Origin of the sequence: Bacteroides sp. An279 (genome assembly GCF_002159615.1) — a bacterium.
Taxonomy (GTDB): Bacteria; Bacteroidota; Bacteroidia; order Bacteroidales; family Bacteroidaceae; genus Phocaeicola; species Phocaeicola intestinalis.
Genome location: NZ_NFJA01000034.1, coordinates 21,144 through 35,960, shown reverse-complemented (window position 1 = coordinate 35,960; position 14,817 = coordinate 21,144). Strand labels below are relative to the sequence as shown.

The 14,817-nt window shown below is 46.7% G+C and carries 14 protein-coding genes; 3 read left to right on the top strand and 11 right to left on the bottom strand.

What is annotated here, in order from left to right:
• Positions 1–329: 329 nt before the first annotated feature.
• The 11 genes from rfbB to B5F78_RS07945 all read right to left on the bottom strand — a co-directional run bounded on the left by rfbB (position 330) and on the right by B5F78_RS07945 (position 11,307).
• A complete protein-coding gene (gene rfbB, locus B5F78_RS07995; protein ID WP_022038882.1) occupies positions 330–1,469 on the bottom strand; it encodes a dTDP-glucose 4,6-dehydratase in 1,140 nt (379 codons plus the stop codon).
• A gap of 57 nt (positions 1,470–1,526) precedes the next feature.
• Positions 1,527–2,018: a metallophosphoesterase family protein gene (locus B5F78_RS07990; protein WP_022038881.1), complete on the bottom strand. Its 492-nt coding sequence runs from the start codon at positions 2,016–2,018 to the stop codon at positions 1,527–1,529.
• A gap of 6 nt (positions 2,019–2,024) precedes the next feature.
• Positions 2,025–2,657, bottom strand: a complete 633-nt coding sequence (locus B5F78_RS07985; protein WP_087211689.1) for a cytidylate kinase-like family protein — start codon at positions 2,655–2,657, stop codon at positions 2,025–2,027.
• 168 nt (positions 2,658–2,825) lie between these two features.
• Positions 2,826–3,047: an immunity 17 family protein gene (locus B5F78_RS07980; protein WP_022038879.1), complete on the bottom strand. Its 222-nt coding sequence runs from the start codon at positions 3,045–3,047 to the stop codon at positions 2,826–2,828.
• Between the two features lie 13 nt (positions 3,048–3,060).
• Entirely contained in the window at positions 3,061–3,486 is a 426-nt protein-coding gene (tsaE, locus tag B5F78_RS07975) for a tRNA (adenosine(37)-N6)-threonylcarbamoyltransferase complex ATPase subunit type 1 TsaE (RefSeq protein ID WP_022038878.1), read from the bottom strand.
• A gap of 28 nt (positions 3,487–3,514) precedes the next feature.
• Positions 3,515–4,330 carry a metal ABC transporter permease gene (locus tag B5F78_RS07970; RefSeq protein ID WP_087406449.1) on the bottom strand — a complete coding sequence of 272 codons (816 nt, stop codon included), beginning with the start codon at positions 4,328–4,330 and terminating at the stop codon, positions 3,515–3,517.
• Positions 4,331–4,439: 109 nt separating this feature from the next.
• Positions 4,440–4,871 (bottom strand): phospholipase, encoded by a 432-nt coding sequence (locus tag B5F78_RS07965; RefSeq protein ID WP_087211684.1) that lies wholly within the window; start codon positions 4,869–4,871, stop codon positions 4,440–4,442.
• A 2-nt stretch (positions 4,872–4,873) separates the two neighbouring features.
• On the bottom strand, positions 4,874–6,109 hold the full coding sequence (locus tag B5F78_RS07960; protein WP_022038875.1) for a 3-phosphoshikimate 1-carboxyvinyltransferase: 1,236 nt from the start codon (positions 6,107–6,109) through the stop codon (positions 4,874–4,876).
• 88 nt (positions 6,110–6,197) lie between these two features.
• Complete coding sequence (locus B5F78_RS07955; RefSeq protein ID WP_087406448.1) at positions 6,198–7,160, bottom strand: PepSY-associated TM helix domain-containing protein; 963 nt, start codon at positions 7,158–7,160, stop codon at positions 6,198–6,200.
• A gap of 255 nt (positions 7,161–7,415) precedes the next feature.
• On the bottom strand, positions 7,416–8,870 hold the full coding sequence (locus B5F78_RS07950; RefSeq protein ID WP_087406447.1) for a DUF4374 domain-containing protein: 1,455 nt from the start codon (positions 8,868–8,870) through the stop codon (positions 7,416–7,418).
• Between the two features lie 40 nt (positions 8,871–8,910).
• On the bottom strand, positions 8,911–11,307 hold the full coding sequence (locus B5F78_RS07945; RefSeq protein WP_204429560.1) for a TonB-dependent receptor: 2,397 nt from the start codon (positions 11,305–11,307) through the stop codon (positions 8,911–8,913).
• Positions 11,308–11,707: 400 nt separating this feature from the next.
• Here B5F78_RS07945 and B5F78_RS07940 point away from each other — a divergent pair, with 400 nt between their 5' ends.
• From B5F78_RS07940 to B5F78_RS07930, 3 genes are all read left to right on the top strand, one after another.
• Entirely contained in the window at positions 11,708–12,997 is a 1,290-nt protein-coding gene (locus tag B5F78_RS07940; protein WP_022038871.1) for a hemolysin family protein, read from the top strand.
• A gap of 72 nt (positions 12,998–13,069) precedes the next feature.
• On the top strand, positions 13,070–13,486 hold the full coding sequence (locus B5F78_RS07935) for a DUF6769 family protein (protein WP_225226360.1): 417 nt from the start codon (positions 13,070–13,072) through the stop codon (positions 13,484–13,486).
• Between the two features lie 115 nt (positions 13,487–13,601).
• Positions 13,602–14,729, top strand: coding sequence for an efflux RND transporter periplasmic adaptor subunit (locus B5F78_RS07930; protein WP_087406445.1), 1,128 nt, complete (start codon positions 13,602–13,604; stop codon positions 14,727–14,729).
• Positions 14,730–14,817 lie beyond the last annotated feature (88 nt).

Below are 14,817 nucleotides of genomic sequence, written 5' to 3'. Positions count from 1 at the left end.
GCGGGCTATCTGACGAAGAACAGGAGCGGAAAGGACCAAAAAATCGCCCAAAGCACGCACGAAAACGGATACATCAAGCCAAGAAAAACTTTTTGGAGAAATTCAAAACGGCTTCTTAATACAGTCAATTTGCAGAAAATGGATAAATGTCCGCCAACAGCCAATGCATATCCCTAAAAAATGCATATATACTGCATTCGCGGTTGAATATATACTTCATCGGCTTACGAATATATCTTCATCGGCAGATGCAGTACTACTGCGTTTTCAACTCAGACGGATTGGCTAATGGCGGACATTTATTTGTAGAATCCCCCGGTTTGAAAATTCTATTTATTTTTGTACATATTTTCGTAATAGTTCTGGTAATCTCCGCTTGTTACGTTTTTTACCCATTCCTGATTGTCCAGATACCATTTCACGGTTTTGACAATGCCGTCTTCAAATTTGGTTTCGGGCACCCACCCCAAGTCATGAGTTATTTTTGATGGATCGATGGCGTAACGTTGGTCATGACCCAGACGGTCTTTGACAAAAGTAATCAGTGATTCGTTTATCCAATCAATTTTGATTTGTCCGTTTTCGTTCGTTTCTTTTTTCTTCAGCATCTTCCGGTAGTCGGGTTCTTTTTCCATTATCTGGTAAATAGTGCCAATGATTAATCGGACAATTTCGATGTTTTGTTTTTCATTGTGCCCTCCTACGTTGTATATTTCTCCGTTTTTCCCGTGACATACTACGAGGTCAATGGCTTTGCAATGGTCTTCTACATACAGCCAGTCACGTACATTCGTACCTTTTCCATATACCGGCAGTCTCTTGCCTTCGAGTATGTTCTTTATTACCAATGGAATCAGTTTTTCTGGAAATTGGTAAGGACCGTAGTTGTTCGAGCATCGTGTAATGGTTACAGGCATTTTGTAAGTGTCACGATAGGCAAGGACGATGAAGTCTGCACTGGCTTTTGATGCACTATACGGGCTGTGCGGACATAATGGGGTATCTTCGGTAAAGAAGCCTTCATCTCCCAATGAACCATATACTTCATCGGTGGACACCTGATGGAAACGTACATCGCGCCTCCACGTCGGATAGCCTTGTTCGTCTTTACCGGTCACCCATGCACAGCGGGCTGCATCCAGTAGGTTTTGTGTTCCTAAAATGTTGGTCTGTAGAAAAAGTTGTGGGTTTTCGATGCTTCGGTCCACGTGGCTCTCTGCTGCAAAATTGATGATATAGTCAAATTTGTATTCAGAAAACAACTGGTCGGCAAGATTGCGGTCGCAGATATTTCCTTTGATGAAATAGCAACGATCGTCGTCTATATCTTTGGCAATAGTGCCTAAGTTGCCGGCGTATGTCAGAGCATCCAATACGACTACCCGTATATCTTCATGTTTAGCAAGAATGTATTTTATATAATTAGCACCGATAAATCCGGCTGCTCCTGTAACTAAATAGGTTTTCATAATGTTACTTTGTTTAAGCGGTGCAAATTTCGGAAAGATTTTTCAATCAAGCAAGCATTATTCGTTTAATTCTATTACTTCCAGGTCAGAAAAATTACCTTTATCGATACGGAAGCGTACCAAAGTGCGTACTGTATGGAAGCCATACTTGCCGGCAGCACCCGGATTGATGTGCAGCAGTCCCAGCTTGGAATCATATTTCACTTTCAGGATGTGCGAGTGGCCGCTGATGAACAACCGGGGAGGATGGGTTGATAAAATATTCCGTACCGACGGGTCATATTTCCCGGGATATCCTCCGATGTGCTTGATGAGTACATCTGTTTCATCTATGGTAAACCGGTTGATTTCGGGGAAGCGCAGACGGATGTCTTGTCCGTCGATGTTGCCATACACGGCACGTAACGGACGGAAAGCTTCCAGCTTTTGTATGATTTCCAGGGAACCGATGTCTCCTGCATGCCATATTTCGTCACACGGTTCGAAATATTTCAGGTAACGTCCGTCCCAATAGCCGTGTGTGTCTGATAAGAGTCCGATGGTGGTCATTGTTATTTATGGGAGTTGCAGTTTCAGCTTGACGAATTGCCTGATGAAATCGACTGTTCCGTCGATTCCCAGTACTGACGAGTCGATGCAAAGGTGGTATGTCGCGGCGGCTCCCCATGTGTTGTAGCTATAATAATTATAGTAGGAAGAGCGTTTCTTGTCGGCTTTTTCCATAATTTCTTCTGCTTTTTCTTCGCTGATGTTCAGTCGTTTGGTCAGGCGCTCGATGCGTGCTTGGGGGGAGGCTGATACAAAGACGTTGGCACATCGCGGATGGTCACGCAATACATAGTCGGCACATCGTCCTACAAAGAGGCATGATTGTTTTTCAGCAAGGTGGCGGATGACATCGCTTTGGATTTTGAACAGAGAGTCATTGCTCAAGTACGAATTATAAGGATAAGCTCCTTCGGTAATGAAGGGGAACCGTGTTCCGAACAGTCCTCCTAACAGGCTTTGCGAAGCCTTTTCGTCGGCTTTCTCGAAAAACTCTTTACATAATCCGCTTTCTTTTGATGCGAGGTTTATCAGTTCTTTGTCGTAAAAGGCGATGCCAAGGTCTTTTGCCAGTTTTTCTCCGATTTCTTTTCCGCCGCTCCCTAATTGTCGACCAAGATTGATTACAAAATGCTCGTTCATAACGCTTCTGTTTGAATTATTGTTAATGTATAGAGCAAATGTAAATAAAAAAAAGGAAATAAGGAAATAAAACCGTAAGAGAATCGGGGCAAATGTATCTAAATTATGCAGATTATCTTCAATGACGGAGAGGATTATCTTCTAATCGGGGCATTTGTGTGATTGTAATCAGATGCATCCTTTTATTGACAGAAAGAAAAATATTCCCGTAGCTATCATTAACAGGCCGATAGCGGCATAAAACAAGCGTGCCCGCTTCCTTCCGGCATTGGCCACGATGAAACGGGTATTGTGTGCGGTGAAGAACCAATCCCAGTTGAACAATGCTGCCAGCAGGGCGAGCATACCCACCAGCACAAACAAGGCTTGTATGATATAATGTACGGCCATTGTGATGTCGATATTATGCTTCGGCGTCGATGCTGACCGTTCGGCTTCCGTCTTCCAATTCGTCGATTCGGACTTTCACTGCATCACCCGGGAGCAAGTCGTCTATCAGTTCAGGCCATTCGATGAAACACAAGGCACCGCTGTAGAAATAGTCTTCATAACCCATATCGTATACTTCTTCCAGCTTTTTGATACGGTAGAAGTCGAAGTGGTAAATCAGTTCGCCTGTGGTGTCCGAACGGTATTCGTTTACGATGGCGAATGTGGGTGAGTTGATGACATCAGTCACGCCCAGTTCTTCGCAAACAGCTTTGATAAATGTGGTCTTTCCGGCTCCCATTTTGCCGTAGAAAGCAAACACAGTGTTGTCACCCATAGCGGCGATGAAAGCTTTTGCCGCTTCATGGATATGCTCGAGGTCTGTAATCGTTATTTTCATATACTTGTTGGATAAACTTTTTGCAAAGTTAATGATTTTTTCGTAGCTTGTATCTCATACGGCTCAACTTTGCGAGTGCATAGAATAAGATGGACACAAAAATGATGGATGCTCCTGATGGTATCTGATAGTGGTAGGAGAGGATTAGCCCTCCCAGGCAACTGATATATCCGATGCCGATGGAAAGCCAAATGATGTGCTTGAATCTGTATGTGAACAGGTTAGCGGTCATCTGGGGTAAGGTGAGGAGTGAGATTGCCAGCACGATGCCCACCATGCGCAAGCAAGATACGATGGTAAGGGCAATGAACATCATCAGAATGTATTCGAAGCATGTGACGGGCATCCGCTGTGAACGGGCAAATTCAGGATCGAACGCAATGGCTACGATGGGGCGCAGGAAAAGGGCGAAAAATAGGGTAAGCACACTGCTTAGTATGCCTAGCAAAAGGATATCTCCTTGTGTGATGGTCAGGATGTTCCCGAAAAGAAACGATGAAAGGTCGGGCGTGAATCCTGGGGCAAGGAAGCTGAAAATGATGCCGATAGCCATTCCGAATGTCCAGAATACGGCAATGGCAGAATCTTCGCGCATATCGCTTCGCTTGCTGAGCCATTCTACTCCGAATGCAGAGAGTACTGAGAAAATGGCGGCGGCAAGTATGGGCGGGATACCGGTGTAAAGTCCGATGCCGATGCCTCCGAACGAAGCGTGAGTGATACCTCCGCTGATGAATACCAGCCGGCGTGTGACAATGTAGGTGCCGATGATACCGCAGGCAATGCTGGCAAACAGGCTTCCCAACAAGGCATGTTGGAAAAAAGTGTATTGTAGTAAATCCATCATAAGCAAATGAGTTTGTTCGTCCGTAAGTCTTTGAGTCTTTAGGCCGAAGCATACCTGTAGCTTATAAACTTACCAACTCAAAAACAAAAGAACCCGGTACTTGATTTTAGTTGTTTATTGCATTGTTTCTTCTTTCTCCCACAATGAGAAACAATTCATCTTTCAGTTCGTCGGGTAGATTGATACCCCTTAATTGCAAGCTACGGCTCCATCCCGCTACATCTTCTTCCTGCATTGAGTAAAGAATATCGCGAAACTCGTCCGTTTCGTCTGCCGTATATTGGTCTGCCGGACGTCCTTTGAAGCGGTCCAGCTCTTCGTCATCGTAATATTCTATTTGTCGGCTTACGGCGGCCAGGAGGCTTTCTTTTTCACATACGGCGTGTTGTCCGCAGCATTCGCTATCCACCGTAACCACAGGTGGGGCTTCTTTCAGTTCTCCTCGTGCAATTTTCCGGTGTAGATTCCGGTTATAGAAATATCCGGCTACCAGTCCAAACAGGATGACGCCTGCCAATATAATAAGGAGTATTCCCATAGTCAGTTTTTCCCGTTGATGGTGAATCCAGTCGCCTGTAGGTCGTCCCAGAAGTGAGGATATGATTTACTCACTACCTGCGGGTTGTTGATGGATAATTTCCCTAGTGGAATGCAGGCAGGAGCAAAAGCCATTGCCATCCGGTGGTCTTCGTATGTGTCGATGCAGGGGGACGTGTCGGAAGGGCACCGTTCTCCGTTCCATTCCAAGATACAGCCGTCAGTTTCGGTCAACACATAGCCCAGTTTCTTCATTTCTTTCATCAAGGCGGCTATACGGTCGGTTTCTTTGATTTTCAAGCTTTGCAGTCCACTGAACCGGAAAGGGATATTCAGTAAAGCGCAGGTCACCACAAACGTCTGTGCCAAGTCAGGCTGGTTGATGAAATTGTATGTCATCTGCGATACCGGTTTGCCTTCTTTTTGTAGCACTACTTTGTGGTCAAGGTATTGTGTCTTGACACCCAGCGACGAGAAAAGGTGGGCTACGTATGCATCTCCTTGCGGGCTTTGCCGGAACAGCCCCGGAAGTTCTATTTGTGCTTCGGGCGCGAGGGCACAGATTTCATACCAATATGATGCAGCGCTCCAGTCGCTTTCCACGTAATACGATGAGGGTGCTTCGTAAGGATGAGGTTCGACATAGAGTTGTTTTTCATTTGCCCATCCGGCTTTTGCACCGAAACTTTTCATCAAGTGCAGGGTAAGGTCAATATACGGACGGGAAATGATTTCTCCTGTCAGGTTGAGTGTGAGTCCGTTTTTCAGGGCAGGACCAATCATCAGTAGGGCAGAAATGTATTGCGAACTGACGTTGCCCGGTAGCGTAACATCATGGTTTATCAGTTGGCGTCCCGTAATGCGCAAAGGTGGATAGCCTTCGTTCCCGCTATATTCCACGTCTGCTCCCAGTGTACGTAAGGCATTGACCAGTAAGCCGATGGGTCGTTGCTGCATACGTTGGGTTCCGGTCAGTATGTGTGTGCCCGGATGTACAGACAGGAAAGCGGTCAGGAAGCGCATGGCAGTGCCTGCAGCCCCGATATCGATAACCGGAGGCATTTCTTGCAGGGCATGTATCATCACGCGTGTGTCATCGCAATCAGAAAGGTTTTCCGGTTTCGAGAAAGCTTGTGCCAGTGCGTTGATAATGAGTGCACGGTTGCAGATGCTTTTCGAGGAAGGCAACGTGATGTTGCCGTATATCTTGTCGGGGGAAGTTAAAATGATTCGCTTCATACGATGTGTATTGTTGTTCCGGCGACAAAGATAAGATAAAAAAATGAGATACCGGATACATCTTGGAAATATGATTCGGTCTGCGATGTTAATCTCTGCGGATTTGGGATTTTTCTCGCCGGCGTGTCCGTTTCCACCATAAATAATATCCGCTTAAAGGGAGGATACCTCCAAAGAGCGCGGCAAGAAAATAAAGTATTTTGGTGGTTATTCCTCCCCAGCTTCCGGTATGGAAGGCATAAAACCATCCTTTCAGGCTTTGTGGGGCGGAGGCGTTTGCATCTTTCCAAGTGATTTTCACTTCGTCTTTGCGGGACCTGTCTTTGCCTTTGTCTGTGTGACGTACTTGTGTGGAAGAGGGCGTTTCGCCGAAGAGCGAATAAGCAGCCGTGCGGTACCAGCCGAAAGACCACGTGAGTCCGGTGAGTGCCATTACAAGCAGGAAAAGAGTGCTATAAAATCCTATTGCCACATGACTATCGTACCAGAAACGGCGCCAACCTTTGGTGCACGACACGCTGAGGCGGTTTTTCAGTGCCTTGCGTGTGCGAGGTATCCAGATGATGAGTCCGCTTATCAGGATAAATACCATCACTAGTGTGGTGATTCCTACAATGATTTTTCCTACTGACTTTTCGCCTTTCGAGGCAGGTGGGTCCAGCAGCCAACGGTGTAGTTTACGCATGGTCTGGAAGAGGGGATACGATTGGGTCCAGCCCAGTACTTCCCCTGTATAGGGATTGACACTAAGCTGTTTCCGGCCTGTTTCGCGGAATGAGGCAAAAGCTGTTTCGTGCGGATTGGCTGAAAGCAGAAGTGAAGAAAGGTGGAGCGAGTCGGACACTTGTGCTTGGATGTGCGTTGCCAGTTGGGAAGGAGAGAGAGGCTGGGCATCTTCTGAAGGAGGAACAACGGTATAAAGCGAACGTTGAAGTGCCTGGGTAATATCCCGTTCGAATACCAGAGCTGCTCCCGATAAACAAATGATACTGATGATGATGCCTAAAGGGAGCGAGAGCCAAAGGTGGAGTTTTGCAAAAAGTTTTCTCATTGTGTACAGATGTTTAGATCGCTACAGGGATGAATTACAATGTGCCTATTGTAGATGTCATCATAATAGAATAGAGAGTTGGTTCAAGCATGCGTTTTGATGAACATAAGTGCGTTGGCCGTTTCACATAAGTGACTCGGGCGTTTCACATAAGTAAGTCAGTCGTATCACTTATCTTAATCACAGAGGCGCACAGAGCTTTTCATTTTTTTTGTGTTACTCTGTGTCTCCTCTGTGGTGAAAAGGTTTATTCCGTTATTTTGAGAGCTTTCCTAATGCCGATACAGATATGACATCATTTACTTGCAGGCCGGTTGTAGCCACGCCTGTAGTGGGGTCGATGCGGTAAATGGTCTGGCTGTTTTCGGAACTGGTCGTTACGATGGGGATATAGGCGTATCCATTGTCGCTACACGGGGTGCCGATGCTGGAAAGTGTATTGGCATCGGGTAAGCCGGTTACTACGGTCAGTGTGCCTTCTTCGCCTTTGAATACAGCCAATTCATTGCGTGGAGCACTGGTTCCACTCATATTTTCGGCTCCTTCGCTATACATTTGAAGCAGGAAATAATCGTCTGTGATGTGCCAGCAACGGAACATTGGGTTTTTGTTTCCCAGCATTTCCAGATTTACGTAATAGTTATCATCGAATACGGTTTCGCCTGCTTTGATACGCACTACTCCCGAAGGCAGCTGACCTTGCACGCGGTTGAACTGGGTACCGTCGTTATTGGTTACCGGTGTGGTGGTAGTACGTCCGTAACCCGGTGAGAATACATAGAGGTCGCCATTGTCTGCTGCCCAAATTGTCTGGTAGTATTGAGAGCGCATACGTCCGCTGGCAAAACCGATTTTACCGGTACGGGCAATGACAGGAGTCTCGTTGAAATCGTCTCCACTATAAATGGCAACGAAAGCACTGTCCGGATACTGGGTTGTGGGAATCATTCCAGCGGTATATTGTCCCGAACCGCTTCCTCCGCTTCCATTTGCCACATACGATGGGTCTACGATATATTCGGGATAGGTATTTACGCCATAGTGGCTCATCCCCATGGGAACTACTGATGTGTAAAGGCGGTTGTTTGCTTCTACAAAGCCAGCAAAACTTACCCGTTCACCATTACCCAGGAAGTTTTCGGCAATACGGCTTCCGGTAACGGTACTTCCGTCCAGTACGCTCAGGTAATTGAATTGCAGATAATAGGCATAATTGCCTTCGTTGTCTTGTTCGGCGGTGCCGGCATTGGTAGAGGCGGTTATTACATTGTCTCCCCACGTGCCGTATGTTGTCGTACGGTTGAATGTGTACTGGCGGTCTTCCACTACATTGCCGGCATCGTTCAGCTTAAAGGAGAAACCGGTTCCGTTATTTCCATCGTTGTATTGGAAGCTGAACAGGTAGTTTTCGCGATAGAATATCCAGTTGGAGGCTGTTTCGGTCTCGTATCCGTTGCCCAAAGCCGTCACTTGACCTTCGTCCAGCGATTCGGACGTTACGAGGTAAGTTGCTGTGTTGGAGCCTTGACCTGCTTCTGCCACAATTACGAAACGGCTGAGGGTTTCGTCTGTAGGGATATCGGGATTAGGGTCGGGCGTAGGATCCGGTTCTTCGGTTTGTACGGTTTCGTCATCACTGCAAGCTGTAGTACAGATACAGCCGAAAGAGAGGGCAGCCATCAGTGCCCATGAGAAATGTTTTTTCTTCATCCTTGTTTGTATTTAAGTTTAATAATTTCTGTTCCAGTCATTATCCTCCGAAGTATACGCGGAATTTGCCGTAAAAGGCACGGCCGGCTTTTTGGAGGCTGAAGTTATCGTAAAGTTTTTCGTCCGTCAGGTTCCGGCATTCCAGTGAGAGGTTGTACCGTCCGTTTTTTATCGAATAGCCGATGCTCAGGTTATGTGAGAGCTGTTCGGGTACTCGACTCTTGGTAGAAGGGTCGCCAAAGCGTTCCCAATATAAAGGGAATTCGTGTTGGTAGTATCCGTCGTACGATATGGTAAGTACATTGCCTTCGGCGAAAAGGTCGTGCCATGTGAAGGTGGCATCGAAGTTGGCAAAAACATATGGGAGGTTCGGCATACGTTGGCCGTACGTGGCACTTTGTTGCTGGGTATTTTCCGCAGTGTAACGTTCATCATCACGTACGTTGATGTTGTTGTATGTGCCTCCCAATGAGAACCAGCGGGAGTAATTGTAACGTGCCGATATGTTGAAACCTTTCGTCTTCACCCGTCCGTGATTTTCGTAGATGCCGTAACTCATTCCACTTACGGTGCTCAGTCCGCGTTGGATATAATCTTTCGTGTCGCGGTAAATCAGCGTACCTTCCACATAGATGCCGTGCTTGCCGAACTGTCGGTTATAGCTGAGGTTGAAGTTCACGTTGTCACTTTTTTCGGGACGCAGATCGGTTTTACCGGCTTCCAGGTCTTCATCGCCGAATAGCTCATCGGTGGTAGGCAGACGGTATGCTTTTTCATACGAAAGCTTTGCCTGGAGCCCTTTGATGATGAAGTATGTGCCGGCGGCTCCGTATCCGAATGCGCTGGTATGCCTGTGCATGTCGATGTAATTGCCTACACCGTCTTCGCTTTGCGATACCGGGCCTTGGTTATACTGGTTGTAATATTTCCCGAAAGCTGAGAAGTTCCATTTTTCTGTAGGCATCAGGCGGTATGAGAGGCCCGTGATATTCTTGCGTGTGATTTTAGGTATGCTGAAGTCGGAAATCTTCGAACTCCCGTCTACATACGAACGGGTGGTGCGCCGGAAGGTGCTCAAGACGTGATTCAACGTAAATGTATGTGCCGTTCCGATGCGGTAGTTGGCGGTAAAGGTTCCGTTCCAGTTGGTATTCTTTGATTCGTTGTCTTGATACGACTGTTCGCCATGACTTCCGGTGAACTTGCGGTCTCCCAGCCAGTTGTATTTATATGTGGCGGTGTCGATGTTATTTGTAATGTTATGATTATAGTTGGCGGTCAGCATCACATCCAGTCCTTTGGTGAAGAGATTGCGTTTGCTGTATTCCAGTGAAGGAACGAACGAGTGTCCCTTGCGGTGTTTCTCACCAAAGACGATATACTGGTATACACCTGTCTGTATTTCTTTGTAGAAATTAGAGAAGGTGAAACCCAGCATCAGGCGGTCTGCCCATTTTTTGTCTACAAGACCCACTTTCCCGATGATGGCTTCGTTATGAAACTGGTCGTTGAAGCGGCGTACGTGATAGATTTTATTGCGGTCGGTATTTTCTGTTATGCCATCATCGCCGAATTCGGTAATATAGTTGTCGATGTAGTAATCGTTGTCCGAGAAGTTTTGGAAAGCGTTTATTTCATACATCAGTCCGTTGCGGAAGGTTTGTCCGAAGTTGATGTATGATTTGTGCGTATTGAATGATCCATACGAGTACGAAGCGTCCAGATGCCAGCTACGGCGACGCTTGTTGGTCACAATATTGATGACTCCTCCCAAAGCATCGGTACCGAAGCCTACGGGGACCACACCTTTATATACTTCAATACGTTCGGCAAAGTTTACCGGTATGTTGTTGATGTCGAATGCTGTACCAGCACCCTCCTGAGGTACTCCGTCGATGAATATTTTTACATGCTTGCCTGAGAAACCGTCCAGCATCAGTTGCATGTCTGAGCCTACGCCTCCCGATTCGCGCAGTTTCAGTCCGGGCAGTTGGGTCAGGGCATCGCTCAGGCTTTTGGTGGAGTTGTGTAGCTCCCGTGTGTCCAGTGCTACGGCGTTGAATGCCGATTTCTGCACACGGCTCACCCCGTTGGATACTACTACCACTTCATCCAGTTGGTGTGTAGCAGTCTTTAGCACGATGGTCTGCCGGGTACGCTCTTCATTTTTCAAGGTGATTTGTTCTTCGAATGTCTCAAATCCGATGGCGGAAACTACCAATGTATAGGTACCTGCGGGAGCTTTCAGATGATAGATGCCCCGTTCGTTGGTGGTACATCCATAACTGGTGCCTTTCAGATAAACGGTGGCGAAGTCGATGATGCTTTTATCTTCTGCCGAAATGATTTTTCCCGACAGCATGGCTCGTTTTTGTGCCGAAACAGTGAGAGAACACATTAATAAGCAAATTAATGTGAGGACGCAGTGTTTTGTCATTTTTTTATTGTTATTTTTAATGATTCTAATTACGATGCAAAGGTACGGAGTCTGCTTTTGTGCTGCAATCCCCAAAAGTAGGTATTCCGCCTTTGTAATTTGCGTTTGTTTTTACATACTTTTGGGGATATTGGTTTTATGAATGTGTTTTTTGTGGGCGAATTTTGGGTCATCTTCGCTTCTGCTTTTCGTCAGATAATCCGCTATTTTCTTCACCATACCAGCTAAAACGCCTCAAAAGCTCATTCTAAATCAGCACACGGTAAATTCAAAGTAGTTTTCAGGATAGGAGTTTGTATTTGTTGGTGCTTTTGTTAAAACTATTTAATACTTTGGTTTCTCTTTCTCTATCATTGAACATTCCACTATATTTGCCGCCCGGAAACACTTTTATATTTTTATGGACGAAATTCTTATAATTGTCGGGTTGATAGTACTTAACGGTATTTTTTCCATGTCCGAGGTGGCATTAATATCAGCCCGAAAAACTCGGCTTTCTACAGATGCGAAAAAGGGAAGCAAGGCTGCCGGTGTAGCGCTCAAGCTGGCAAACGACCCCGACCGTTTCCTTTCGACGGTACAAATCGGCATCACCCTCATCGGTATTCTTACTGGTATTTATTCGGGTAATAAAATAGCGAGCGATTTTTCGGATATTTTGGTTTCGTGGGGTATACCTGTGAACTATTCTGCTACTTTGGCGCAGGGAATCATTGTAGTGATTGTCACGTATCTGACCATTATTTTTGGTGAGCTGGTTCCTAAGCGCATTGGGTTAAGCATTGCCGAACAGGCTGCAAAGACTGTTTCGCGTCCGATGAATTTGCTTTCTACGCTGGCATTGCCTTTTGTATGGCTTCTTTCGAAAAGTACGGAACTGATATTTAACCTGTCGGGTATTAAGGAAGCAGACAACAAGGTGACTGAGGAAGAGATAAAATCCATCATTCAGGAGGGAACTGAAGATGGTGAGGTGCAGCCGGTGGAACAGGATATCATGCAACGTGTGTTCTTGTTGGGCGACCTGAAAGTAAGTTCGATTATGACGCACAAGAGTGATATCGTATGGTTGGATACTGATATGGGAGCCGATGAGGTGAAGAAGTTGCTGAGCCAGAAGCTGTACGAATTTTATCCGATAGCCGAAGGCGACCTGGATCACGTGAAAGGCATAGTAAACCTGAAGGACTTGGTATTGCACCTTTACGAGCCTGATTTTAAGTTGGAAGCGCTTATTCACGAGGCTGTTTTTTTCCACGAAAGTATGAATGTATACAAGGCACTTGAGCAGATGAAGGCGCGCAAAATCAGTCGTGCGCTGGTGTGTGACGAGTTCGGTGTGTGCACAGGTATTATTACCTTGCGCGATATTCTGGAAGGTCTGGTAGGGACGATGGATGCTCCGGGTGAGGAACCGGATATTATAAAACGTGTATCAGGTGATGGATGGCTGGTTGACGGACAATGTGCATTGTATGACTTTTTGTGTTATTTCGACCGTCAGGACTTGTTTGAGAATGCCGAATATCATACGCTGGGCGGATTGATTCTCCAGCAGTTGCAACATATTCCTACCAGTGGCGAAACGTTGCAATGGAACGGCTTCCATCTTGAAATTGTGGATATGGACGGTGCACGCATTGACAAAGTGCTGGTTACGGTCTCACCACAGGGTACACAAAATAAATAATCATAATCGGGGCAGAGAAGAAATACAAGAAAAATATTTTCCAGTTGTATATTATCTGTGGTGAAAAAGAAGATGAAAAGGAAACGGAAATACATAACACATTGGTTTTTGTTAGTCTGCATGGTGATGCAGATAGCTTCCGTTTTCCCTCATCATCACCATTCGGAGCTTTTTTGCTTGCATGCCGACCTGGCTACTTGTGCGGGTGAGGATTGTAATACGGCTGGCATGCACCACGAAGGCGATGGTGACCGCCATACATGTACGGTGGGATGTGTTACGCATTTCCAGTGTGCCACGACCGGACATCATCAGGATACAGTGGCTCCCGACTATACATTTTATTCCTTTCTTTATACATTTGCTTACTTGTTGCACTTGGTGTACATGCCCGAAGCGGCTTTGCTTTCCGACGGGATGTACATCGAGAACCTGCACACGCAGGATGTAGCCTGCAATACGGGCTTGCGTGCTCCCCCTGTTTGCTGATTTTATTATAGTAGAACAAATGCAACTTAGTTGCCTTAGGGATGCGGTATCTTTGCCGCGTAAAAACAAACGGATAAAATCAGAAACAGATATGAACAGAACAAAAAGTTTATGGATGGGAGCCTTTGCCTTGCTGGCACTGGCTTCGTGTGGGGGAGGAGAGAAGCACGCCCACGGACACGAGGAAGAAACACATCAGGAAGAAGCTGCACACGGAGCTTCGGGAGAGATTGTATTAGCTCCGGAGAAAGCGAAGGCGGCAGGAGTGAAAGTAGAAACCGTAAAGGCAGGCACGTTCCGCCAAGTTATCCCTGCCAGCGGACAGATACTTGCCGTGCAGGGCGATGAGGCGGCGGTAGTGGCAAGTACGGCGGGAGTCGTCTCGTTTGTGCGCCCGCTTACGGAAGGCATGCGTATAGCAGCCGGAAATGCCGTGCTGAACGTGTCGGGAAGTCGTATTCAGGACGGGGATGCCGTCAACCGTGCACGCATCGCTTACGAAACCGCCAAGGACGAATACGAACGTGCCTCTAAACTGGTAGATAGCCAGATAGTTTCGAGAAAAGACTTTAATGTGCTGAAAGAAGCTTATGAAAATGCCCGTGTTGCTTACGAAGCTCTTTCGCCCAGCCATGACGGAAAGGGCGTATCGGTGCAGGCACCCATTTCGGGTTATGTGAAGTCTTGCCTGGTGAAAGAGGGGGATTATGTGACCGTAGGCCAGCCCTTGCTGACGATTACCCAGACACGACGGTTGAGGTTGCGTGCCGATGTATCGGAGCGTTATTATCCGACATTGCGCAAGGTGTCTTCCGCCAATTTCCGCACTTCGTATGATGAGCGTGTCTATCGGCTCGATTCGCTGGGCGGACGTCTGCTTTCGTATGGCAAGTCCACCGGCGACACTTCTTATTATATCCCCGTCACGTTCGAGTTTGACAACCGTGGCGAGATGCTTCCTGGAGCCTTTGTCGAAGTCTGGCTATTGTCGGACGGGCGTGAAGGGGTGATCAGTGTCCCTCTTTCGGCACTTACCGAAGAACAGGGCGTAAAGTTCGTTTACGTGCAGATGGATGACGAGTGCTATCGGAAACAGGAGGTAAAGACGGGGCTGGACGACGGCACGCATGTAGAAATCCTTTCGGGGCTGAAAGAAGGCGACCGGCTGGTGACTGAAGGTGCCATTCATGTAAAACTGGCTTCGGCAAGCAATGCCATCCCCGCACATACGCACAATCATTGATTTTATTTTTACTACCACAGATTACACAGATTTTAATTAACAATTAAAAATTAATAGTGAATCTGTGTAATCTGTGGTGAGGCTAAAA